This window comes from Vibrio sp. 10N.222.52.B7, from assembly GCF_041474275.1.
GTDB classification, from domain to species: Bacteria; Pseudomonadota; Gammaproteobacteria; order Enterobacterales; family Vibrionaceae; genus Vibrio; species Vibrio crassostreae_C.
Genome location: NZ_JBFRTU010000032.1, coordinates 35416 through 59747, shown reverse-complemented (window position 1 = coordinate 59747; position 24332 = coordinate 35416). Strand labels below are relative to the sequence as shown.

Genomic DNA, 24332 nt, shown 5'->3' with positions numbered 1-24332 from the left:
GCCATCTACAAGTAGATGGCTTTTCTATGTTCGGGTGTTCACTGCTGCTATCTAGAGCATCGTTAACGCCAACTTCGCGAGGTTATAAGCATCGACATAACCCGAGTGCTGACGACCTTCCCACTCAATATTTTTGGCTTCTTGAGCAGCGCGGTGACCAATGCGTTTGTCTTTCAAGCGATTCTGAACACGGTAAAGCGTTGCGATGTTTAAGAACTCGCTAAACGGAGGCTCGATGCCTTTTTCAATACACTCTTTGTGTAAGATAAGGTCGTCACGTCCCCACGCTGCGTAGATTTTTTTGGGACCACCAAAGTTCTTAATCATCGACTTGATGACAGACTCTAATGGGCGACCCTGCTTTTCGATTTTACGAGGTGTAATGCCCGTTAACTCGGCACAGAATAGAGAGACTTCGTCTTTCTCTGGCTTAACGTAGTATTGTGCTCGCTTCACGATAGTACCGGATGCTAGATCAATCTCAGCAAGACCAACTTCAATGATCTCTCCTGTTGTTCCCACACCGTCTTCGCTCCAACAGCACATTTCCAAATCGAAACACACAACTCGATTGTGATTCATACGTCGCCTAATTCTCTCGTCAAAAATTTTGTGAAATTGTACATGAGCCCAATACAGAACTCGACCCTAGTTGTATCAAGTGCTCATTTAGCCTGCAATTGTCACTCGATTTCGGCCATTCGACTTACTTTGATAGAGCATACTGTCTGTTTTTTGCAGAATCTCTTCCGTGTTTTCATTAGCGTAAATAGCAGCACCAATACTCAAAGTACAACTGAGCTGTCGACCTTTGTGCTCACAATGAGACTGGCTCACTGTTCTTAGAATACATTGTAAGTATCGTTCTAGGGCTTCATGGTTTGTAATACTAGAAATGATACAGAACTCATCTCCACCTATACGAAACAGGTTATCCCCCTCTTTCAAGCTCACTGAAATCAATTTAATTACATGAATGAGTAAAGCATCCCCTGCAGGGTGACCGAATTGGTCGTTAATGCCTTTGAACTTGTCGACATCAAATCCGATGAGACTAAAGGGTTCATTTCGCTGTATCGCTTTATCTAACATCTTATTGAAAGCACGTCGGTTATAAACCTCGGTCAGGCTGTCGTGGTTGGCTAGAAAACGAAGCTCTTCTGTTCTTTTATCAAGCATTTGATACAAGCGCTCTTTCTCTCGGATTTGCATATTAACGATATACGCCAACAGCAATGAGATAGTTGTTCCGACTAACGCGATTCCGGTTAACACCAGATAACCATAGAAAGAGATGCATGAATCTATTTTGTAATCGACCTTCCAATCTCGATTGGTCAGTGAGATTGTTTTGGTAATGTGGTGCCCAGATACCGCTTCATAACCCTCGGTTTCAAACAATATTGGGGAGTTTTCTGCTTCGAAACCCGTATCGGTAACACGAATATAGACATCCATGTCTCCCACTGCCGAAGCCAGTAGATTTTCAAAGTAGTAAGTCGTTCGAACCACACCAATCACAACGCCAAGTAGATTATCGCTTTCGCCTTCAAACACAGGGTGATAAACCAACATGCCGGTCTTTGGTGTATTTTGATCTAAGCCGTCTTGAAGCAAGCGAACTTTGTCTGAAATATTCGCTTTACGTGTTTTTTTAATGTTATCAATGACCAGATTAAACCGCTCACGAGAAGAGTAAAAACCCAAAACACCGTTGTTCACTGGATCATTCGGATAAATATCTGTCGCGATAAATACGGGCTCGCCATCCAAGACATAACCATAAGTTTTTGGCCCATGTTTAGGGATAGTAAACATTCTATAGGATGGGTATTGAGCTTTCATTTTGGCGGTGTGCTCGGCAAGATCTTCTACTGCTACTTTTTGCATCCACTGCAATCCGATCAGGCTTTTCGAACCGTTAATCGTTTGCTGAGCAAAACGATCAAATCGGTCCCGACTATCGACATCATTAGAATAGAAAAAATTCGCACCGGAACCGATATAAGCGACATCGTTATCAATAAACGCTTTTAAACTGAGCGTTTGATGCTGAGCAAAGCTATCCAGATTCTCATTCAAAGACCTATTTTGATTCGCCGCAACCAAAACAAAACACAACACCGTCATCAAAAATGTGGCAAAAAAGACAACTAACGGCAAAGTTCGTTTCTTCAACCCTGTTATGGGGTCGGTAGTGTGGGGCATACAGCTTCCCATATGATGTTATTTTGAGTCGAAAGTATACACTGCCGGAATGCTAGGCTCTATTTATCTTTGACTCTCACAATGGGATAAAACTAACACTATTTACAACCCATGGACATTTGCGGCTAATAAACCAACAAATCTCGATTAACTTTCAAGCTAACTCACCAAAAAGCCAGTTTATTGAAAACATTAAATAAAGCCCTTAAGCCTTGAATATGCTAGTATCCACCCATATTTATAGCTTGAAAGTGACCATTTCGGCCTTATGCCACTGAGTTTCTTTCCAACCTGTATATTCCTTTAAACCGACGAATATACCGTTAAATCAATTTTAAAGAGAAATCACTATGATCGTTGATTTGAACCTAATCCCACAAACGTTTGATATGCTTCACGCAGGCCTAACTGCATCAAGCGTTTTACTACTGCTAATTGCCGTTTCTCGTAAAACCAAAGTGGTTGAGAAAGTCGTAGAAAAACCAGTAGAAAAGATCGTTGAAGTTGAAAAGCCAGTTGAGAAAATTGTCGAAGTAGAGAAAGTTGTTGAAGTTGAACGTGTGATCGAAAAAGTAGTAGAAGTTGAATCTAAGCTGGCAACAGCACCAACAGATTCAGCAATGCAGCTACTGTCTATCATGCAGCAAGAAGCTCGTTTAATTGACTTCCTAAAAGAAGACCTAACGTCATTCTCTGATGAAGAAGTTGGCGCAGCAGCTCGTGTTATTCACACTGGCGGTCAAAAAGTATTGGCTGATTACGTAACGCTGTCTCACATCCGCACTGAAGATGAAGAAACACGTATCACTATCGCTGAAGGTTTCAACCCTCAAGAAATTCGCCTAACTGGCAACGTAACGGGCAATGCACCATTCAACGGCACACTGGTTCACAAAGGTTGGAAAGCAACTGACATGAACCTGCCTAAGCTTGCTGAAAACTACGATGCATCTGTAATTGCACCGGCAGAGGTAGAGCTATAATGGAACACCAAACTCAGCCATCATCGCACGAGTCTTCTTCTCAAGAACATACGCCGCAGATGCATTCACAAGAGCAAGCGCCCAAGTTCAGTGTTGGTATCGATTTAGGTACTACACATTGCGTTTTGTCTTACATCGACACAAGCAATGAAGACGCTCGCGTTGAGGTGATGCAAATCCCTCAACTGACGGCGCCAGGTACAGTAGAAACTCGCAGCCAACTTGGCTCGTTCCTATACCAACCGCACGAACATGAAATGAATGCGGGCTCTCGCGTTCTTCCTTGGTCTTCAGAGCCAAAAGCGCTAGTGGGTGCAATTGCTCGTAACCTTGGTTCTAAAACCCCTATCCGTTTGGTAGCAAGTGCAAAATCTTGGTTATGCCACGGTGGTGTTAACCGTCGCGATGCTTTCCTTCCTGCAGGCAGCCCTGAAGAAGTTGAAAAAGTATCTCCGCTTAAGACAACTGAATTGTACCTTGAGCATCTTAAAGACGCATGGAACCACGCAAACCCAGAACACAAACTGGCAGACCAAGATGTAACGATCACGGTTCCAGCTTCGTTTGATCCTGCGGCTCGTGACCTAACAGCAGAAGCTGCACGTAATGTTGGTTTCACTCACCTAACGCTTCTTGAAGAGCCACAAGCGGCTCTGTACAGCTGGATTGATAACAGCAACGACACATGGCGTGATGAAGTAAACGTTGGTGACATCGTTCTTGTTGTCGATATCGGTGGTGGTACAACCGACCTTTCGTTAGTTGAAGTAACACAAGATGACGGCAACCTAAGCCTGAACCGTATCGCAGTAGGTGAACATATCCTACTTGGCGGCGACAACATGGACTTAGCACTGGCTTACCGCTTGAAGATGAAACTGGCGCAAGAAGGCAAAGAACTGGCTCCTTGGCAGGTTCAAGCAATGACTCACGCATGTCGTGATGCGAAAGAAGCACTGCTTAACGATGCTGAACTGCAATCTGTTCCTATCGTTGTTCCAAGCCGTGGTTCTAAACTGCTTGGCGCAACACTGAAAACAGAACTGACTCAGCAAGAAGTTCAACAAACATTAGTGGACGGCTTCTTCCCTAAAGTTGCTGTAACTGAGCACCCTGTACAAAAGACGCGTGGCGCACTGACTCAAATGGGTCTGCCTTACGCTCAAGACGCAGGTATTACTCGTCACATTGCCGCATTCCTTTCTAAGCAAGCGAATGCGCTTTCTGGAAATAGCGAAACGGCTCAGCAAGATTTCAACCCGTTTGCAAACATGCCCGGTATGCCCGGTACGCAAGGGTCAGAAGCGCCAGCGGCAGACTTCATCAAGCCAACAGCAATCCTGTTCAATGGTGGTGTTCTAAAATCGAACCTACTTGCTGATCGTCTTTCAGATACGATCAACGAATGGTTGATCAATGCTGACGAAGAGTTCGCAAAACAGCTTTCAGGTTTAGATTTAGACCTAGCGGTTGCAAGTGGCGCTTCATACTACGGCGCAGTTCGTCGTGGCCAAGGCGTTCGTATCCGCGGTGGTATCGCTTCTTCTTACTACGTAGGAATTGAAAGCGCGATGCCAGCTATCCCAGGTATGGCTCCTCCGATGGAAGCTTTGTGTGTTGCACCATTTGGTATGGAAGAAGGTTCAAGCGTACAAGTACCTAGCCAAGAATTCGGTCTAGTGATTGGTCAGCCAGTACACTTCCAGTTCTTCGGTTCAACCATTCGTCGTGAAGATGAAGCGGGTACGCACCTTGATCACTGGGCGCCTGAAGAGCTTGATGAGCTTCCTGAAATCCAAGTGACATTGCCGGTTTCTGAAGGCCGTCGCGAAGGTGAAGTGGTTCCAGTGACTTTGGCTTCTCGCGTTACTGAGCTAGGCACCTTACACCTAGAAGCGATTGCTACTGACAACGGTCAGAAGTGGCACGTTGAGTTCGATGTTCGTGAAGACTCGAATAACGACTCAAACGAACAAGCATAATGAATCAACGGCACCTTAGCGGGTGCCGTTACTTTATCAATGCATTTCTCAATCTAGTCCTGCCTGTTTCTCAGGAATGACGTTTACGAATAACAACAATAAGACCAAAGCTATCAAAAAACTGGTCATCACTCTGGAAGAATAAGGTTTTGTATGGCAACTCCTCGTTTTTTAGTCGGCATTGACTTAGGTACAACCAATACGGTTGTCGCTTACTGTGAAATCAACGACGACCTACAACATGCTCCCGTTTCTCTTTTCGATATTGACCAACTCATCGGCCCCGGTGAAGTGGTTCGCAAGCCCTTACTCCCATCCTTTCGTTACCACCCAGCACAAGGTCAAATCTCCCCTTCTGACCTGACGATGCCGTGGGAACCAAGCCCAGTAAAAGGCGATATCAAAAACGTTATCGTCGGTGAATGGGCTCGTGAACTGGGTGCGAAGGTAGAAGGCCGCCAAGTATCGAGTGCGAAGAGTTGGCTGTCACACCAAGCGGTGGATCGTAGCTCAGATATTCTACCTTGGGCTGGCGCAGCGGATGTCGATAAAGTATCGCCAGTTGTCGCGAGTGCGAGCTATCTGAATCACATTCGCCAAGCATGGAACTACCGCAATCCAAGCAACAAGCTTGAAGATCAAGATGTTGTTGTAACGGTTCCTGCATCATTCGATGAGACAGCACGTAAGCTGACACTTGAAGCGGCAGAGCTTGCTGGCTTAGGTAAGATTCTATTACTCGAAGAGCCTCAAGCGGTTTGTTACGACTGGTATGCTCGTCACCAACAAACTGCTGCCGAAGAGCTTCAACAGATCCCATTGATCTTAGTGTGTGATGTCGGCGGTGGTACTACCGACTTGAGCTTAATTGAAGCCAGCTTCAATGAGAATAGCGATGCAGATAATGCTGGTCATAGCGAGCTAGCACTCGACCGTATCGGTGTTGGCGAACACTTAATGCTAGGTGGTGATAATCTAGATTTGGCCCTTGCCCACCTTGCAGAGCAACGCTTCAATCAAAACAAAAAGCTGAATGCCTCAAGCTTAACCAAGCTTATTCAACAAACTCGCGCCGCAAAAGAGAGCCTACTTTCTGCTAACGCGCCAGACGATGTGAAGATCACCATGCTGGGCAGCGGCTCAAAGCTACTTGGCGGTACCAAGAGTATTGGTTTAACGAAACAAGAAGTTCATCAGATTGCACTGGAAGGTTTCTTCCCGCTTTCTGAGTTTGCTGAAACACCCGACAAACGCCGCAGTGCTGTGGTTGAGTTTGGTCTGCCTTACGTGGCTGACCCTGCGGTGAGTAAGCACGTTGCAGAATTCCTAGCAACGCACCAACAAGTGTCTAAAGCCGCATTGGAAAACTCAGACTCTATTGAGTTCGATGACACCAAACCTGCAATTCCAGTTGGCGTGCTGCTCAATGGTGGTGTGTTTAACAGTGAACTGGTAACAGAGCGAATTACTCAGCTACTGGGCAACTGGAACGGTTCTCCTATCACAGTGCTTGATAACCCTCATCCAGATTGGTCTGTTGCCCTTGGCGCGGTTGCCTTTGGTAAAGCACGCCGCGGTGCACAGCTGAAAATCGGTGGCGGTGCTGCCCGTTCTTACTTCTTGCATCTGCAAGAGAAAAACAAGATGGGTAAAGCGCTTTGTCTGCTTGCCAAAGGAACCGAAGAAGGCCAAGAGATACGCTTGAACAGCCGTCGTTTCTCGCTGACTTTAGGTGAGCCAGTACGATTTAATCTTCTGACTTCAACACACGATCAAATTGCTCATGACACCGCCATTCAAAACGGTGTGATGGTCAATGTGGATGCCGACTTGTTCTCCCCTCTCCCACCGTATATTTCTACGCTGGAAGGCTCAGGTACTGCAGAACTTCAAGCCAACCAAAAAGAGCGTGTTGAAGTACTGCTCGCTTGTCAGTTAACCGAAGTCGGCACATTGAAAATGGAGTGTGTGAGTATAGAAGATGACTCTAAGCGTTGGTTGCTCGAGTTTGAAGTAAGAAACAAGCAAGGTGATGAGTCTGATACCGCTAAACTTCACCCAAGACTGGATGAATGTAAGGAGTTGATTTCTCGTCTGTACAGCGGCAACAAGAAGAGTGCTGAATCAAAAGAGATCAAAACACTATCGAAAGATCTTGAGAAGCGACTCGGTAAGCGTGATGAATGGGATTTCACGACCCTTCGCCATCTGTTTGATACCTTTTCATTAGGTCGTAAACGCCGCCGTCGTTCAGAAGCACACGAGAAGAACTGGCTGCGTTTGGCGGGTTACTCGCTGCGTCCAGGCTTTGGCGATCCGACTGACTCATGGCGTATCGAACAAATTTGGGGCCTTTACCAACAAAACATTCAATTCCAGAACCACCAAGGTTGGACGGACTGGTGGGTATTCTGGCGTCGTGTTGCCGGTGGATTAAACCAAGAGCAGCAAGAGAGTATCTTGGCTGACATCGCTAAATACCTTCACCCAGGTGCAATGAAGAACCCTAAGACAGCCAAAGATGCGCAAGATAATGGTTATGAAGCCATGGTCCGTTTAGCGGCGTCACTTGAGCAACTTGAGGTTGAAGACAAAGTGCTGCTGGCAAGTTGGTTCTTAAGCAAAGCGATCAACCATAACCAATTTGAACAGGCTCACTGGTGGGCGCTAGGACGATTAGCATCAAGAACGCCTTTGTATGGCAGCCAACACAGCGTAATTCCTAGAGAGCAAGCTGAACAGTGGTTACCAAAACTGCTTGAACAGAACTGGCAGAAAGAGCAGATGATCGCCTTCGCAGCGGTGATGATTTGTCGAAAAACCGGTGACCGTCAGTTTGATATCTCTGACGACTATCGCAATCAAGTGATTGAGAAGCTTAAGCAAAGCAAGGTACCTGACTCATGGTTAACACTAGTGAGTGAAGTGACTGAGCTTTCTGAGAGTGAATCTAAGCGTGTGTTTGGTGATGCGTTACCAAGCGGATTAAGCCTAATCAATAACTAGGTTTGAAAACGATTAGCTTTCGTTGCTAATGGTAAAGAAGCTAGCAAGAAAAGAAAAAGCCACTTTCGATTCGTTGAAAGTGGCTTTTTTATTGGTGGCTTAAGGCTGGTATGTGTAATCGACTTATAGCTTTTTGGTTAAGAGCCTTAGCCGTGTTGCAGTTCATCATTGTTAATGTTTGGTTCCAGTTGGGTTGATAGGAAAATCCGTATTTTCATAAATGTCAGATAGTTTTTTCGGTTTATTCTCTTTTGCTCCTTTGTTCGATTGATTATGAGTTTCGCTTAAAAGCCATTCCTCATGCATTTTTGCTGAATCCAAAAACTCTGGATCCTCCATTGCTTCCTTGCGAAGTTTATTTACACGTTCGAGAGTATCCCAAATCATAATACTTCACCTCCACTAAGGCAGTAATATAAAGATAGCTCAACCCCATGAAACTTCAACTAACCCAATGAGATAGCGATCTCAATTTCGTAATTCACTCGCTTTAAATGAGTGGATATGGTCACTTTTAGTTGGGCTCAAATAGTGGGTCTTTCCCCATGATCTTCGAAGATCATTAGGCACAAAAAAAGCGAGCTCGATGCTCGCTTTTTGTTTATCTATCTGTTGCTCGGATTACCAGCACTAGCTCGATTAAATCACACCGAGGTTAAGCACGGTTACCAATTTTCACCTTGCCATTGGTAGCAAACCAAAGGGCTTCTGAACGACGACGACCGATTAGAATCGGGCCATCATCGTAGAACAAGAAGTTCTTCCAATGCTTCTTGAAAATCGCCCATTTGGTTTCAAGAACATTGTACTTTTCGTAACAAAAATAAACAGTTACGTCATCTTGCCAATCAATAAAGTTAAGAATCTCTTCTGGCATTTCAGGCTCATCCGCTTCCCAATGCGCCATCCAACTGATCTCTTCATTCCAGTTCGATGCTTTGCTTGGCCAGTCTTGCGAGCTCAGTCGTTCTGCGTCTGGGCTTTGAGGGCTCACGTTCTCTTTCCAGAACTGAGATGCTCTCGCCTGTGTCATTGGCTTAATCTTTTCCAAGTCCTCTGCCGGAAGCGGCATTGACTGGTGTGTGAAAATCCATTTTCTTTGGTATTCGTCCAAAGTTGTGTATGACATCAAAATTCCTCAAATATCTGCTCAGGCTGATGGATTTACCATGCCTATCTGTTCTTTTTGATGCAGCGGCGATTAGCAAAGCTTGATATACGCTGCGTCTAAATTTTGTTTACGTTTAAAAGCTATTTGCCTTTAACTAGTACTACGTCTTAGCAATATTGCCGCTAAATAACGCGTCTATCTTCCCAATTTGGGTTAACTAATGCTGTCAGTATATGGTCTTCCCATTTACCGTTAATCTGTAGGTAGTCTTTAGCAAAACCTTCTCGGACAAAACCAAGATGTTCTAATACGCCAGCACTGCGTTCGTTGTGAGGCATGTAGCCCGCCATTAAGCGGTGCATGTTCTGCACATCAAACATGTAGTCTTTGGCCATGTTCAAACCTCTGCGCATGTAACCGTGGCCCTGTGCACTTTGCGCCAATGAGTAACCGACATTACAAGCGTAGAACGGGAAACGAGACAAATTACTGAACGATATGGTGCCTAACATTTCATTAGAGTCAGCGTTAATCAGTAAACAGTAATAGCCTAGCCCCATTTTATGAAGCTCGTTTAACTTGATCAGTCGCTGCGCCCAACTCGCTCTATCAAAGAACGCGTCTTCGCGAATCGGTTCCCAAGGTTTCAGATACTCTCTGTTAACCTGAAAGTACTCGCTGATCATGCCAGCATCATCGATTTCAGCCGTGCGTAGAATCAGATTACCATCATGCTTATAAATGCGCTCTGGTGTACTCAAATCTTCCATAATCTTGTTCTTATTCGATCAGTTCTTTCTGATACCGTAATCACGAAGCTTATTCGCAATTGAGGTATGAGATACATTCAAACGTTTTGCTAGCTTACGGCTTGATGGGAAAGACTGATAAAGCTTCTCTAGAATCTGAGATTCATAGTCTTTCATGATTTCATCGAGCGAACCATCTAAGCTCAGGTTCGCCATTCCTGCCGTCATTGTTTCAAGCTGTGGCAAGTGGAATTGCTCAACCGTTAGCGTGTCTGAATCCAACTCTGTTAGTGCGCGTAGAACCATGTTGTCTAACTGACGAATGTTGCCCGGCCATTGGTAATTACCAAGCTGGTCGACTAACTCTTGAGTCAATTTTGGTTTTAACATACCTAACTGCTGCGCGTACTTTGCAACGAACAGTTCCAATAGCGGTGCTACGTCGTTTGAGCGTTCACGCAATGCAGGGATAGACAGAGTCAGTACATTCAAGCGGTAAAACAAATCTTCACGGAACGAACCCGAGTCGGCTAATTCAGAAAGACGGTGGCGCGTTGATGCAATAATACGAACATCAGCGTGCATCTCTTCTTCTTCACCAACACGACGGAATGAACCATCTTGTAGGAAACGCAGCAATTTGATTTGTAGATGCGGGCTCATCTCGCCAATTTCATCTAAAAATACCGTACCGCCATTCGCTTGCTCGAAAATGCCTTTATGACCTTGCTCATGGTTGAATGAACCCGGCGCATGACCAAACAATTCCGTTTCCGCTACGTCATCAGGCATCGATGCACAGCTTAGAATCAAGAATGGGAAAGACGATCGATTTGAACGGTTATGACACGCTTTCGCCAGCATCTCTTTACCCGTACCTGTATCGCCTTCAATTAATAGAGGCTGATCCAGCATAGCCAATTTCTTAGCTTGGCTGATCAAGGCTTTATGGCGATTAGAGACACCAACAAAGTGTTCAAAACCCAGGTTGTTCTGTTCTGGGATTGAATCTGGCGAGTTCATCTCTTGATTACAAGAACGAATCGTCATTACTGCGCTTGCCAGTACCGCTTCGTTGACATCACCACCAAGGTAAATCGGCAGGATCTCAATAGAGAAATCTAAGCCATCCAACACGACAACTTCACGATGGCGCGTTACATCGCCTTCGATCCAACGAGCAAAGTTAAAGCTAGGGACAAACGTCGCTAGTGGTTCACCGATGACTTCGTCTTCTTGCTTGTTGAAGAGGTTCAACGCAGCGTGGTTAGCCATATCGACTGAGCCTTTAAGGTCAATCGCAATAACAGGGTCAGGTAGGTTTGCCAGCAGAGCAATCAGCTCGGTATTATGCCTTTCGCTTGGCATAAATTGGATTTTACGTACATCCTTCACACCTGAAATTCGGCGAATTTCAGCCATAAGTTCACTAAAAGCATCAAAATCGATATCAGGGCAGTTTAGGTAGATAATGCCTTTAACATCAATTTCGATTCCTCTTAAATCAATGCTTTTTGAGGCCAAGATATCGAGCAACTCACGCGTTAAGCCGAGTCTGTCTTCACACAATACTTCAAGACGCACAAATAGTCCTATTATAGGTGTCAGGATAAGTTGACAGTAGTGTGGATTAAGCTCTGAGTTCAGTCAAGAAGAAGAGTAAACATATGTTTACTCTTCTTCTCAAACTATTGAGCTTTCAATGCTTTATTTGAGAGTAATACGCTTTATTTCTAAAAGAACGGCTTTGCGGAGGTCTGCCAGTTTTACTTTTCGCTCGTTATGCCAAGGCATTGGGCGAAGCAATGTCATGGCTTTTAACCCTAATCGAGCAGTCAGAATACCAACACCTAAGCCCTGACCTGCTCGAGCTGAGACTTTACCCGCAAGATCCATCGAGACTAAGTCCATACTCGCATCAATCGCCAGCTCACTCGCCCCTGCCGCTGCCATGTTGATTAACACCAACTTAAACAGCTTAATTCTAGACCAGTAGCCAAGCTCAATGCCATACACATCAGCAAGCTTGTCTATCATGGTGAAATTACGCCACGCCACCAGCAACATATCAGCCGCCGCCAATGGACTCACTGCAACCAAAGCCGCCGATTCGGTCGAGAACTTAGTGACGATTTGAGTCGCAACCTTATCTTGTTGACTCACGACTAACGCATCGTACATATCCAACACTTCTGCATCACTGTGCGCTGGGTTAATGCTGTTTCGCCACTTATCGTACGAAGGTGACTCAGCAATAATGCCGCCCTGCTTTGCGATGTTTTCACAGAACACTTTACCCTTGCCGACACTTTGGCTTTGCAAGAGCTCTTCACTCTGCTCTTGCACACTAAAGTGATCTTTAAGCGAGCGCAGTTTCCATAGCTCTTTGCCTATTGCGCCTAAACCCAATGAAGCAATAGCAGCAATAAAGCCAGCCCAACCCAACGCAAGCCAATCGGCAGTTTGAATCGCGATTATGACCGAATCAATTGCCTGCCATCCAACTAGGCCAGAAAAAGCGACCAGTAAGCCCGTTCCAAACCATTTCTTCTTTTTGTTCGGTCGAATCACCTGTTCCAATTGCTGCTCAGCTTCACCATCAAGGTCAGTTTCCACTTGTGGTGCGACAGGTACAAATTTTTCTTGCTCTGTGAACAGTTGTTGAGCGCCTAAATCCGGGCCAACTTCGTTCTTATCTTGCTCATCAAAAGAGGTCTTCAACGGTTCATTAAAGACCTGCTTTGTTTTTAATTCACTCATTTTGATTGCCTCAATTACTTCAACTTGTCGCCAATGAGATACTCTAAGACCTTATCAACCCTTAGGTGTTGACAAGGCTCATCAGAGTGTTGTTCCATTGGCCTAAAGCTCGTGAAATCAAACTGGTTGGTTTCCCAATACTGTTTGTTTGGCAGTTTGCGTGGCACCTCACCCGGATACATAGTCTGAGGAACGTTATCCAAAGTAACACCTTGCAGCGCTGGCACATTGTCCGAGCCCGACGAGATATAACCTGCGCTGGTCGCTTGAATAGATGCGATGCTCATGCAACTCATATCGATATGCTCAAACGCCGCCTGTTGCCAAGCAGGGTGTACCATCTGTTGCAGCAGTGACACTAAGTTTGGATGCTGATCTGGTGTCACATGGTCTGCCTTGGTCGCAGCAAACAGGATCTTATCGATCTTCGGAGCAAACAAACGTCTCAAGATATTGCTTCGACCATATTTAAAGCTCTTCAATAACTGTTCAAGTGCACCACGCATATCCATGAAAGAGTCATAGCCGGCATTGAGTGGCTGCAAGCAATCCACCAGCACAATTTGTCTGTCGAAGGTTGAGAAATGATTCTTGTAGAACGCTTTAACTACCTTCTGTTGGTACTCTTCATAACGCGCTTTCAGCACCGCATAGTTACTTGTTTTCGAGAATTTACCTTGTGGTGCTGCGCATGGGAAAAACTGCAACACAGGCGCGCCTTCTAACTCACCCGGTAATACAAATCGCCCCGGCTGCACCCAGTGCAACCCTTTGCTCTTACAAGTATGGAGATACTGAGTGTAGCTATCGGCAATGGCGACCAGTTTCTTTTCATCGGCTTCAGCCAATAGGTCAATGTCGCCAAGCATTGCACTCCAGTCTTGCGAGTAAGTTTCTCGGTCACCTTTTAATGCGGCAAACTGAGATTGACTCCACGTTTCAAAATCCATATCCAGTAACGGTAAATCAAGTAACCATTCACCCGGATAGTCAACAATATCGAGATAAAGGGTACTGTTTTTACTCAGTAACTTCTTCGCGCCTTTTGCAGGCTTATATTTGATGGCTAAGCGAATTTCACTGACATCACGTGTTGGTACTGGCCACTCTGGTGGCTGACCATTTAATGATTCCATCGCTTCGTCATAAGAAAAACGCGGAATCATCATGTTGTGTTGTGGGATGCGCTTTGCACCAATAATTCTTCCATCTCTCGCTGATGCAAGAAGCGGTAAATTCTTATGAGTAGAGGTATGAAGAAGTTGGTTAACCAACGAGGTAATGAATGCTGTTTTACCTGCACGAGACAGACCCGTGACCGCTACTCTAATATGAGAATCCGTTCCTCTGCTTATAAAGTCACTCATTTCTTGAGTTAGGTGTTTCATTTGAACGACTCCGTGATATTTAGGCAAGCTGGTTATGATGATAGAGAGGCAAGCCTATGTTCTTTCCCTGTTGGGATAGTTTGTATGCTGTTGCTTGTTCTTTTGCTAATAGTGGTGAGTATGCAATACCCATTCTTAATGCTAGATGAATAAAAGCCCCTGACTACATTCATAATCAGGGGCTTTGAAATTTTTTAATAAATAGCAGACTAATCGTCTTCTATGAGCTTGTAGATAACAAACAGTGCAATCTCTGCAATTAGCCAAAGCGCACAAGTAATCGTCACGTATTTATTATCAAAGATACTAATCCCTTTCAAGATCAGGTCGTAGCCAACAAAAGCACCAATCACCACTGCCAAGATAATCTGTAGGATCTGAATAAAACGAGGCATTCCTCTCTCCTATGTTCTTATATCAAACTATGTGTTTATCACTATATCATTGATAATATGACAAAAGTGCAGATAATGCTGCACTTTTGTCTTCAACTTTCTGTCAAAAATTGCAATTCAAACGCTGAAGTTAGCGACAATTACGATTTTTTGGCGTCGGTTAATTACGCTTTCTCAGCTTCAGCAATCTTCACTTTCCACGTGTCAGGGCCGATCTGGTGTGCGTTCACGCCGTTAGAATCAACTGCTACCGTTACTGGCATATCTTCAACTTCAAACTCGTAAATCGCTTCCATACCGAGATCTTCAAACGCAACTACGCGTGCTTTTTTAATTGCTTTCGCGACTAAATAAGCTGCACCACCAACCGCCATTAGGTACACCGCTTTGTGTTCTTTGATTGATTCAACCGTTGCAGGACCACGTTCCGCTTTACCGATCATACCCATAATGCCAGTTTCGTTCAGCATCATGTCGGTAAACTTATCCATACGAGTAGACGTTGTTGGGCCAGCAGGACCTACCGCTTCATCACCTACAGCATCAACAGGACCCACGTAGTAAATGAACTTGCCTTTGAAATCAACGCCAGCAGGTAAGCCTTCGCCGCTTTCTAGCATGCCTTGAATACGTTTATGAGCAGCATCACGACCTGTTAAGATCTTGCCAGATAGAAGAACCGTTTCGCCGGTCTTCCACTCTTGTACGTCTTCTTTAGTCACTTCATCAAGGTTAACACGGCGTGTATTTGCGCCCGCTTCCCAAGTGATGTCTGGCCACTCTTCTAGCTTAGGTGGTGTTAGCTCTGCAGGGCCGCTACCGTCTAGTGTGAAGTGAACGTGACGCGTTGCTGCACAGTTCGGGATCAAACATACTGGTTTAGAGGCTGCATGCGTTGGCGCTGTTTTGATTTTGACGTCAACCACAGTCGTTAGACCGCCAAGACCTTGAGCACCAATACCCAATTTATTTACGCGGTTGAAGATATCTAGACGAAGCTCTTCTTCTGCGTTCTCAGGACCTTTCTCGATAAGTTCTTGGATATCGATGTGTTCCATCAAAGATTCTTTCGCAAGCACCGCAGCTTTCTCAGCGGTACCGCCGATGCCTATGCCTAGCATGCCCGGTGGACACCAGCCCGCACCCATGGTTGGTAAGGTCTTCTCTACCCACTCTGCAATATCGTCAGAAGGGTTCAACATAACCATCTTGGTTTTGTTCTCAGAACCGCCGCCTTTCGCTGCGATTTGGATTTCAACTTTGTTGCCCGGAACCATATTAATGTGGACAACCGCTGGCGTGTTGTCTTTAGTATTAATACGCTTACCTGCAGGGTCCATTAGGACAGATGCACGCAATGGGTTATCTGGGTTGTTGTAAGCTTGACGAACGCCTTCATCAACCATCTGTTGTACTGTTTGATCCGTTTCCCACCTAACATCCATACCGATGTTCACGAAACAAGTAACAATACCCGTATCCTGACAAATTGGACGATGGCCTTCCGCAGACATACGCGAGTTGATAAGAATCTGAGCGATCGCATCTTTAGCTGCTTGGCTCTCTTCTTTCTCGTACGCTTTTTCTAGGGCTTGGACAAAGTCTAAAGGGTGATAATAAGAAATGTACTGAAGTGCGTCAGCGACACTGCTGATCACATCTTGCTTACGAATAACCGTCATTGCATGCCTCTTTATTGTTCTGGTTCCATGTGGGTTCACAGTTTGGCTATATATGCCAAATCGAATTAGGTGGTTTAGCTTTTTATTGTGTTGAGCTGTATTTAGTTGCTTTAGCAATCGCTTGCATAGCTTTAAACTAAACCACTTGGATTAATCAAGAACCCATTTTATTTTCAATTTATGATACTCTTGCTTCCTCTCACACGCCATGCAGTGATCGAACTCTTTGTCACAAATTAAACAAATGAATAACAACGAATTTCGCTCTATCCAAATCAAGCCGCTTGAATATCAATCAACTTTAGCTAAACAGCTGTTTTCCCATATTGAAAACCTGCCGTGGGCAATGCTATTACGCTCCGCTTCAGAAAGCCACGTTGATAGTCGATACGATATTTTAGTTGCTCAACCCATCGCCACCTTCGAGACAATCGGCGCAAAAACCACCGTTAATGTTAATGAGACGTGCGAGGTTTCAGACTCTGATCCTTTCGAGCTACTCGACCAATATCAGCAACAATTATTGCCTGTGACTAAAGATCATGCTGAGTTGCCATTCGTTGGCGGCGCTTTAGGCTACTTTAGTTATGATTTAGGCCGCAGAGTCGAGACCCTGCCTTCACGCGCAAAGCGCGATATTGAAGCACCAGACATGGCGGTTGGCTTGTATGAATGGGCTGTAGTGGTTGACCATCAATTAAAAACGGCGTGTATTGTCGGCAATAATATCGAACAACATCATGATTGGCTGATGCAGCAATTGGTTCAATCAAAGCCAACACACGCAGCCTTTGGATTAACCACACCATGGCAATCCAATATGAGCGAAGAGAGCTACGCCACCAAGTTCGATAGTGTTCAAGAATATCTGTTATCCGGTGACTGTTATCAGATTAATTTGGCTCAGCGCTTCAATGCCCAATACCAAGGCAGTGAATGGTTAGCTTATGACAAGTTAGAGCAGTACAACTCAGCGCCCTTTTCTGGCTTTATCCGTTTGGCCAACTGCGCAATCATCAGTGTTTCGCCAGAACGTTTCTTAGAACTCAAAGACAACGTAATTGAAACCAAGCCAATCAAAGGCACACGCCCGCGTTCTGACGACCACGTGATTGATGATGCTAACGCGCAGGACCTAGCAAGCGCCGATAAAGATCAGGCGGAAAACCTAATGATTGTCGACCTACTTCGTAATGACATTGGCCGAGTAGCAAAGCCAGGCACAGTTCATGTACCAAAGTTGTTCGATATCGAAAGCTTCCCTGCCGTGCACCACTTGGTAAGCACGATACGAGCAGACCTTGATGACCAATATTCTGCGACGGACCTCCTGAGAGCGTGTTTCCCTGGCGGTTCGATTACTGGCGCACCAAAAGTTCGCGCCATGCAGATCATTGAAGAGTTAGAACCACATCGACGTTCAGCGTACTGCGGCAGTATTGGTTACATCAGCCGAAATGGCAGAATGGACACCAGCATTACCATTCGTACCTTGGTCGCAGAGAACAACACGCTTTATGCATGGGCTGGCGGTGGTGTAGTATTTGATAGTGATTGTGCTTCTGAATACCAAGAAACACTGGATAAGCTAAGTCGAATTCTACCGGTACTTGAAGATTGCTAAACCTAGTGTCATTAACTGCTAGTTCCGCGACTTAATGACGAGTTCCGCAGCTTAACGGCCAGCAAAAGCTCTATATAAGAAGAAACCGAAGGATCGCAAGATCACTTCGGTTTTTTGTCTTTAAACTAGAGTACATAACTCACAACGCTTTATTGGCCCGTTTACGCACCTTCACCGCAGAGACACCCCACTTCTTAAGCATCTCTTTAAGATCATTGGCGGTGTAAGGCTTACTCAAAATGTCATCCATTCCACACTGAATACAGCGTTCCCGCTCTTCAAGCGTCGTTCCGGCAGTGAGAGCAACTATAGACTTAGAATACCCTTTCTTTCTTAGCTTCTCTGTCGCTTCAAAGCCGTCCATAACGGGCATTCTGCAATCCATGAACACAATGTCGTATTCGTTGTCAGAAGCAAGCTCTAGCCCTTCGATTCCATTAGTGGCAATAGCAGGCTCTATCTCGTATTTGCGTAGCATTTGCTGGATGATGATCTGGTTCATCTTAATATCATCAACCACCAGCACTTTAAGCAGTGACAATTCCGCCTCTGACTCAAAGCCTTTAGTGACACTGTCATTCTCTGCTGGCACATCGACAACTTGAAGAGGAATCGAGATGGTAAAAGTCGTGCCTGAGCCAACAACACTGGTCACGCTAATATCACCGTGCATCAAACCTACTAGCTTACGACAGATGGCGAGACCAAGCCCTGTCCCTTCGTAGTTTCGACTACTTGAATTATCCGCCTGAGTAAAAGGTTCAAACAGTGTCTTATGAGAGGATTGAGCGATCCCAACTCCAGTGTCCTCTACGGAAAAAATAAATTGGTCTCTCAACCATTTAATCTCAACGCTCACATGTCCTTTATCCGTGAACTTGATGGCGTTTCCAATCAAGTTTACGAACAGTTGAGTAATACGCTCTAAGTCACCATAGAAATGGCTCGGTACACCTTTGTCTACATCAACATCAAACTTAAGCTGCTTTTCAAGTGCTCGATTGGTAAAGATACTATCGATAGTATTTCTCAAATCATGAAGCGCGAACTTTCTCGGTATTAACTCCAACATTCCCGCGTTGATTTTACTGTAATCCAATAGGTCATTAATGATGGTTCTGAGAAACTCTCCAGATTGACTTAAGTTGTTCACTATTTCACGTTGAGAGCTATTCAGTTCGGTATCGCTGATCAATTCGGCACTACCTAGTAGGCCATTAAGCGGGGTTCTTAATTCATGGTTAATCATTGCGACAAAGTCACGCGTTGCCCTTTCGGACTCTTCTGCTCGTTTACGTGATTCAATGTTTCGATTGATAGCAAGCTGGTGGGTTAAGGCACTACAAATAAGGTCGGTAACTAACAACAGTTGGCTTTGGATGAATTCGAAATCTTGGTCTAACACCCTGACCTTCACAATTAACGCGCCGACTATGACTTTTTCAACCTCTAATGGCACGGTAAGGTGGTTGCCTTGCCAATGAGGCTCTTGAATATCTTGCTCTATCACCTCGACGGTTTCGTCACCATAGTCATAAGTGTGTAATTGAGGGAGCAGCTTGGGAGGCAAAATCAAACGACTGGCTTCAATCAGATAACTGTTGGTCACACTTGTCGTCAATTGTGACAACATGACGTCATCAAGATCATTACTCAGAAAAGCGCGTCCGAAATCAATCAACAGGTTGTCGATTTGTTCTTGGAATTCAATGCGACGTATGTTTGCATTGGAACGCTTCTCTAACTGACGCAGTGCAAGCTCGAGTTGTTGGTTGGCCTCAAAAAGTTCAAGGCTCTTTTGTTCCAACAAAGCTTCTGCTGCTTTTCGCGCAGCAATTTGGCGTTTAAGTTTTTTCTCTAGGGCTGAGGCCGGATCCATATCACTTTTCTACTTTGAGATTAAACCTAACCACGCTCTGGTCATCATTTTGTGGCGTCATCTCCACCGCAATAGATTCACCGTGGTATTCAGCGCACCCTTCGATAAGCCCTAAACAAACATGAGACATACATCTTGCGCTTTTGTAGTCAAAAACAAGTTGTGCTTCGGTCGTGGTGATAAAACTGAATTCAGGTGGCTCAGCATCTGGATAAAGCTTCTTCACTTCAACGTGAATGTAGCGCTCTACGTGCTGAATAAATTGAAAGGTGGTATTGCTGTGAGCAAGGCTCGCTTTATTCGGCAATGAGGCTAATAAGTTCTTAAATACGGACTGCCCGAAAACGCGTTGCAAGCTTGCTGCATCTATATCGGTTTTTTTGCTCAGATTAATGATGAGTTTAACCAGATCTTTGTGGTCGTAACTTCCGACAGATGTGTAGATCCCTTCATCTTCTGACATCTCTAGAACTTCTTCCAAAAGCTCTAACCCAAACTTGTCTTCAACAAGCTCTAAAAATTCGGTGAATATGATTCCTTTCATCTCATACCTTTTCTTCTATTTCTTTTTAGAATGGTTCACTAAGTCATTGTTATCAAATTCTTAAACGAAAAATCTACGTTTCGTCACCCAATTTTATGACATGGATAACGCTTGCTCGCCTGTATACACATATTGAATATAGCAAAAATCGTCATTTTGAGGAGATTCATCGGTAAACAGCCTCTCATGACGCCCAATTGATAACTAAAAGAGGGAAAGTGAATGAAGAAAAACTCGATATTGGTAATCAACCCACGGTTATGTCTATACTTAAAATCATAATAATCAATATATTGGCTTGATATGAATAAAGAAAACTTCCTTCAGCAATTCCAACTTAACCCTACCGTTGGCTATCATCCTGAGTCAGTAGAGCGTGTTTCGCACATCAGTGGCGAGCAATTACGTAAAGCGGCAGTGGTGGTAGGTTTAGTTGAAAGAGAAGATGGTTTACATGTCATTTTTACTAAAAGAGCGGCTCATTTAAAGCATCACCCCGGCCAAGTCAGCTTTCCTGGTGGTAAACACGAACTTTCTGACCCTTCTATGCAATTCACTGCACTCAGAGAGCTCCATGAGGAGGTGGGAATTCGATCGGATCAAGTTAAAATTATTGGGCAATTACCAGCATTGAGTACTATTAGTAAATTTTCTGTGACGCCGATTGTTGCCATGGTCGATCCTGACTATAAAGCCATCATCGATGAGAACGAAGTTGCCTCAATTTTTGAGGTGCCCGCTACCTATGTTTTAGACCAAGCCAAGTTACACAGCCACACTGTTAACTTTAAACAAATCAAGCATCGAGTTTTTGCTATGCCCTTCCAAGAGCACCTAATTTGGGGCGTTACGGCGCAAATCATCCATTCACTGCAGCAACATGTAGTGCAACAAATTACATAGCAACTACGTTTTGTTTAATCTCTGTTAACAAAATCCAGACTTTCTATGGAACAGATTTATTAATGCAATTTTACGCAAACGTTTCCCTGGTATAAATCTATACAACCCCGCCTTTCGCATAAATAAAAGTAATACCAAGCATAAACATAAATCACCTGTGGCACGCTATTTTCGTGATCAAAAATCCGTTTTTCGCATATCATGTGACACGCCGTTTCATTACATGATTTAGATCTATTTTTTGCAGAAGAAAATTCTGCAGAATTAGCCCCGACTTATTTCCTGTTCCCAAAAAATGAGTAATTTAACATGAACACAACAACTTCTTCGGCAAATGCCGTTAAAGATTCAAGCAAGTTTAACTATAAAGATTTTACCTGGTGTTTATCACTATTCGGTACAGCAGTTGGTGCTGGCGTACTATTCCTTCCAATCAAAGCTGGTGCGGGTGGTTTTTGGCCATTAGTTATCCTAGCTCTAATTGCGGCACCAATGACTTGGTTCGCACACAAATCTCTAGCTCGTTTCGTACTGTCTGCTAAAAACCCTGAAGCTGACATTACAGATACAGTAGAAGAACACTTCGGTAAGACTGGCGCAAACCTTATTACTTTCGCTTACTTTTTCGCTATCTACCCAATCGTTCTGATTTACGGTGTTGGTATCACAAACACTGTTGATTCTTTCCTAGTAAACCAAATGGGTATGGAATCTATTCCTCGTCCTCTTCTTTCTGGTGCACTTATCCTTGCTATGACTACAGGTGTTGTATTCGGTAAAGATCTGATGCTGAAAGCGACTTCAGCAATGGTTTACCCACTAGTATTCATCCTACTAGCACTGTCTTTCTACCTAGTTCCGGATTGGAACACTTCAATGATGGAAGTAACACCTGAATGGTCAACAATGCCTTCTGTTATCTGGCTTGCAATTCCAATCATCGTGTTCTCTTTCAACCACAGCCCAATCATTTCACAGTTCTCTAAAGAGCAACGTCGTGTATACGGTGAAAACGCAGTTAAGAAAACTGACGCGATCACTGGCGGCGCAGCAATGATGCTGATGGGTTTTGTAATGTTCTTCGTATTCTCTGTAGTTCTTTCTCTATCTCCAGAGCAACTAGCAACAGCACAAGCACAGAACATCTCTGTTCTTTCTTACCTAGCAAACGTACATGAGTCTCCACTTATCTCTTACATGGGTCCTCTAGTAGCGTTCGCAGCGATTACTTCTAGCTACTTCGGTCACTTCCTAGGTGCTCACGAAGGTCTTGTTGGTCTAATCAAGTCTCGCTCTGGTTCTTCAATCTCTAAGATTGAAAAAGCATCTCTAGCGTTCATCGTTGTTACAACTTGGATTGTTGCGGTAGTTAACCCAAGTATCCTAGGTATGATTGAAACAATGGGTGCTCCAATGATTGCAGCTATCCTGTTCCTAATGCCTGTGTTCGCGATGCAGAAAGTACCAGCTATGGCTAAGTACAAAACTTCAGCACCTGTGCAAATCTTTACAGCTTTATGTGGTCTAGCGGCTATTAGTTCTGTAATCTACGGCGCTCTTTAATCTCAAGCCCTTTTTATAAGATGGCATCCATCTTATATCGCGAGATTAGACAAAAAATATAATGATAATAAATGAGCCTCCCTACTCCCCTTGGGAGGCTCTCTTTTTGAGGTAATCGCTATGATTAGTGTATTTGATATCTATAAAATCGGTGTTGGTCCATCGAGCTCACACACAGTTGGACCAATGAAAGCGGGTAAAGAATTTATTGATGACCTACGTTCAATGGGAAAATTGCGCGACATCACTAAAATCACCGTGGACGTATATGGATCACTATCACTGACAGGGAAAGGTCACCACACAGATATCGCAATCATCATGGGTCTTGCTGGCAATACTCCTGAGCGTGTTGATATCGATTCTATTGCTGGCTTCATTGCTCGCGTAGAAGAAACTGAGCGCCTTCCTGTTGGCATGCACTGTCATACAGTATCGTTCCCACGCGATGGCGGTATGAACTTCCACACTAGCAACCTTTCTCTACACGAGAACGGCATGAGCATTCATGCATGGGTTGGTGACGAAGTTGCATACTCAAAAACGTACTACTCAATTGGTGGCGGTTTCATCGTTGACGAAGAGAACTTCGGCAAAGAAGAAGAAAACCCAATCAAAGCACCTTACGAATTCACAACAGCTGAAGAGCTGGTTAATCAGTGCAAAGAAAGCGGTCTTTCTATCAGTACACTGGTTATGAAAAACCAAGCAGCGTTCCACTCAGACGAAGAGTCTCGCACTTACTTCGCTAACATCTGGAAAACTATGCGTGAGTGTATGGATCGCGGTATGAATACTGAAGGTATCCTGCCTGGTCCACTACGTGTACCTCGTCGTGCAGCAGCACTTCGCCAACAGCTAATGACTTCAGAAAAAACAACCAATGATCCAATGTCGGTTGTTGACTGGGTAAACATGTTTGCTTTCGCAGTAAACGAAGAAAATGCAGCTGGCGGTCGTGTAGTAACGGCACCAACAAACGGCGCATGTGGCATCATCCCTGCTGTATTGGCTTACTACGATAAATTCATCCAAACAGTGACAGAGAAAGATTACATCCGTTACTTCGCAGCGTCTGGCGCGATCGGTGGTCTTTACAAGCGTAACGCTTCTATCTCTGGTGCTGAAGTTGGCTGTCAGGGTGAAGTTGGTGTGGCATGTTCTATGGCTGCTGCTGGTCTTGCTGAGCTTATGGGTGGTAGCCCTGAGCAAGTATGTATGGCTGCAGAAATCGGCATGGAGCACAACCTAGGTCTAACATGTGACCCAGTTGCTGGCCAAGTACAAGTACCATGTATCGAGCGTAACGGTATTGCTGCAGTTAAAGCAATCAACTCGACTCGTATGGCACTTCGTCGTTCTTCTGCTCCTACTGTTTCTCTAGATAAAGTTATCGAAACAATGCTAGAAACAGGTAAAGACATGAACGCTAAATACCGTGAGACTTCTCAAGGTGGTTTGGCTGTTAAGGTTGTTTGTTGATAGCCTTTGAATCAATCTGTTTTTAATCAGCAGATAATAAAAAGGAACGCCGATGCGTTCCTTTTTTGTATCT

At 44.5% G+C, this 24332-nt stretch carries 19 protein-coding genes; 7 read left to right on the top strand and 12 right to left on the bottom strand.

From position 1 onward, the window contains the following. Positions 1-51: 51 nt before the first annotated feature. Both AB4512_RS11115 and AB4512_RS11110 read right to left on the bottom strand, forming a co-directional pair. Positions 52-582 carry a 3'-5' exonuclease gene (locus AB4512_RS11115; protein ID WP_102321043.1) on the bottom strand — a complete coding sequence of 177 codons (531 nt, stop codon included), beginning with the start codon at positions 580-582 and terminating at the stop codon, positions 52-54. Between the two features lie 87 nt (positions 583-669). Further along, the gene (locus AB4512_RS11110; protein ID WP_372174912.1) at positions 670-2208 is read right to left on the bottom strand and encodes a diguanylate cyclase domain-containing protein; all 1539 of its coding nucleotides are present in this window, start codon (positions 2206-2208) and stop codon (positions 670-672) included. Positions 2209-2558: 350 nt separating this feature from the next. Between AB4512_RS11110 and AB4512_RS11105 the strand changes: the two genes are divergently transcribed. From AB4512_RS11105 to AB4512_RS11095, 3 genes are all read left to right on the top strand, one after another. Next, complete coding sequence (locus tag AB4512_RS11105; protein WP_017091262.1) at positions 2559-3191, top strand: DUF2760 domain-containing protein; 633 nt, start codon at positions 2559-2561, stop codon at positions 3189-3191. Beyond that, positions 3191-5173 carry an Hsp70 family protein gene (locus AB4512_RS11100; RefSeq protein ID WP_372174911.1) on the top strand — a complete coding sequence of 661 codons (1983 nt, stop codon included), beginning with the start codon at positions 3191-3193 and terminating at the stop codon, positions 5171-5173. Before AB4512_RS11105 ends, AB4512_RS11100 begins: the two co-directional genes overlap by 1 nt. A 153-nt stretch (positions 5174-5326) precedes the next feature. Further along, complete coding sequence (locus AB4512_RS11095) at positions 5327-8179, top strand: Hsp70 family protein (RefSeq protein ID WP_372074222.1); 2853 nt, start codon at positions 5327-5329, stop codon at positions 8177-8179. Between the two features lie 171 nt (positions 8180-8350). Here AB4512_RS11095 and AB4512_RS11090 read toward each other — a convergent pair whose 3' ends face one another. The 8 genes from AB4512_RS11090 to AB4512_RS11055 all read right to left on the bottom strand — a co-directional run bounded on the left by AB4512_RS11090 (position 8351) and on the right by AB4512_RS11055 (position 16264). Beyond that, a complete protein-coding gene (locus tag AB4512_RS11090; protein ID WP_017065431.1) occupies positions 8351-8566 on the bottom strand; it encodes a hypothetical protein in 216 nt (71 codons plus the stop codon). A gap of 268 nt (positions 8567-8834) precedes the next feature. Next, a complete protein-coding gene (locus AB4512_RS11085; RefSeq protein WP_017060433.1) occupies positions 8835-9308 on the bottom strand; it encodes a DUF2947 domain-containing protein in 474 nt (157 codons plus the stop codon). Between the two features lie 164 nt (positions 9309-9472). Further along, a complete protein-coding gene (gene rimJ / locus AB4512_RS11080; RefSeq protein ID WP_017065430.1) occupies positions 9473-10060 on the bottom strand; it encodes a ribosomal protein S5-alanine N-acetyltransferase in 588 nt (195 codons plus the stop codon). Positions 10061-10078: 18 nt separating this feature from the next. After that, complete coding sequence (tyrR, locus tag AB4512_RS11075; RefSeq protein WP_048611644.1) at positions 10079-11623, bottom strand: transcriptional regulator TyrR; 1545 nt, start codon at positions 11621-11623, stop codon at positions 10079-10081. A gap of 123 nt (positions 11624-11746) precedes the next feature. Continuing rightward, positions 11747-12799 carry a YcjF family protein gene (locus tag AB4512_RS11070; protein WP_372174910.1) on the bottom strand — a complete coding sequence of 351 codons (1053 nt, stop codon included), beginning with the start codon at positions 12797-12799 and terminating at the stop codon, positions 11747-11749. 14 nt (positions 12800-12813) lie between these two features. Then, the gene (locus AB4512_RS11065) at positions 12814-14187 is read right to left on the bottom strand and encodes a YcjX family protein (protein WP_372174909.1); all 1374 of its coding nucleotides are present in this window, start codon (positions 14185-14187) and stop codon (positions 12814-12816) included. 209 nt (positions 14188-14396) lie between these two features. After that, positions 14397-14582: a hypothetical protein gene (locus AB4512_RS11060; RefSeq protein ID WP_004734731.1), complete on the bottom strand. Its 186-nt coding sequence runs from the start codon at positions 14580-14582 to the stop codon at positions 14397-14399. Between the two features lie 164 nt (positions 14583-14746). Continuing rightward, positions 14747-16264, bottom strand: a complete 1518-nt coding sequence (locus AB4512_RS11055) for a fumarate hydratase (protein ID WP_017068776.1) — start codon at positions 16262-16264, stop codon at positions 14747-14749. 244 nt (positions 16265-16508) lie between these two features. Between AB4512_RS11055 and pabB the strand changes: the two genes are divergently transcribed. Continuing rightward, positions 16509-17888: an aminodeoxychorismate synthase component I gene (gene pabB / locus AB4512_RS11050; RefSeq protein ID WP_048668645.1), complete on the top strand. Its 1380-nt coding sequence runs from the start codon at positions 16509-16511 to the stop codon at positions 17886-17888. Between the two features lie 139 nt (positions 17889-18027). On the opposite strand, the gene AB4512_RS11045 is transcribed toward pabB, so the two are convergent. Both AB4512_RS11045 and AB4512_RS11040 read right to left on the bottom strand, forming a co-directional pair. Next, a complete protein-coding gene (locus tag AB4512_RS11045) occupies positions 18028-19767 on the bottom strand; it encodes an ATP-binding protein (protein WP_372174908.1) in 1740 nt (579 codons plus the stop codon). A gap of 1 nt (position 19768) precedes the next feature. Then, positions 19769-20311 (bottom strand): heme NO-binding domain-containing protein, encoded by a 543-nt coding sequence (locus tag AB4512_RS11040; RefSeq protein WP_017065424.1) that lies wholly within the window; start codon positions 20309-20311, stop codon positions 19769-19771. 303 nt (positions 20312-20614) lie between these two features. Here AB4512_RS11040 and AB4512_RS11035 point away from each other — a divergent pair, with 303 nt between their 5' ends. The 3 genes from AB4512_RS11035 to AB4512_RS11025 all read left to right on the top strand — a co-directional run bounded on the left by AB4512_RS11035 (position 20615) and on the right by AB4512_RS11025 (position 24259). Next, on the top strand, positions 20615-21214 hold the full coding sequence (locus tag AB4512_RS11035) for a CoA pyrophosphatase (protein WP_372074218.1): 600 nt from the start codon (positions 20615-20617) through the stop codon (positions 21212-21214). A gap of 309 nt (positions 21215-21523) precedes the next feature. Beyond that, positions 21524-22777, top strand: coding sequence for an aromatic amino acid transport family protein (locus AB4512_RS11030; protein ID WP_017065422.1), 1254 nt, complete (start codon positions 21524-21526; stop codon positions 22775-22777). Positions 22778-22897: 120 nt separating this feature from the next. Next, complete coding sequence (locus AB4512_RS11025) at positions 22898-24259, top strand: L-serine ammonia-lyase (RefSeq protein WP_017060420.1); 1362 nt, start codon at positions 22898-22900, stop codon at positions 24257-24259. Positions 24260-24332 lie beyond the last annotated feature (73 nt).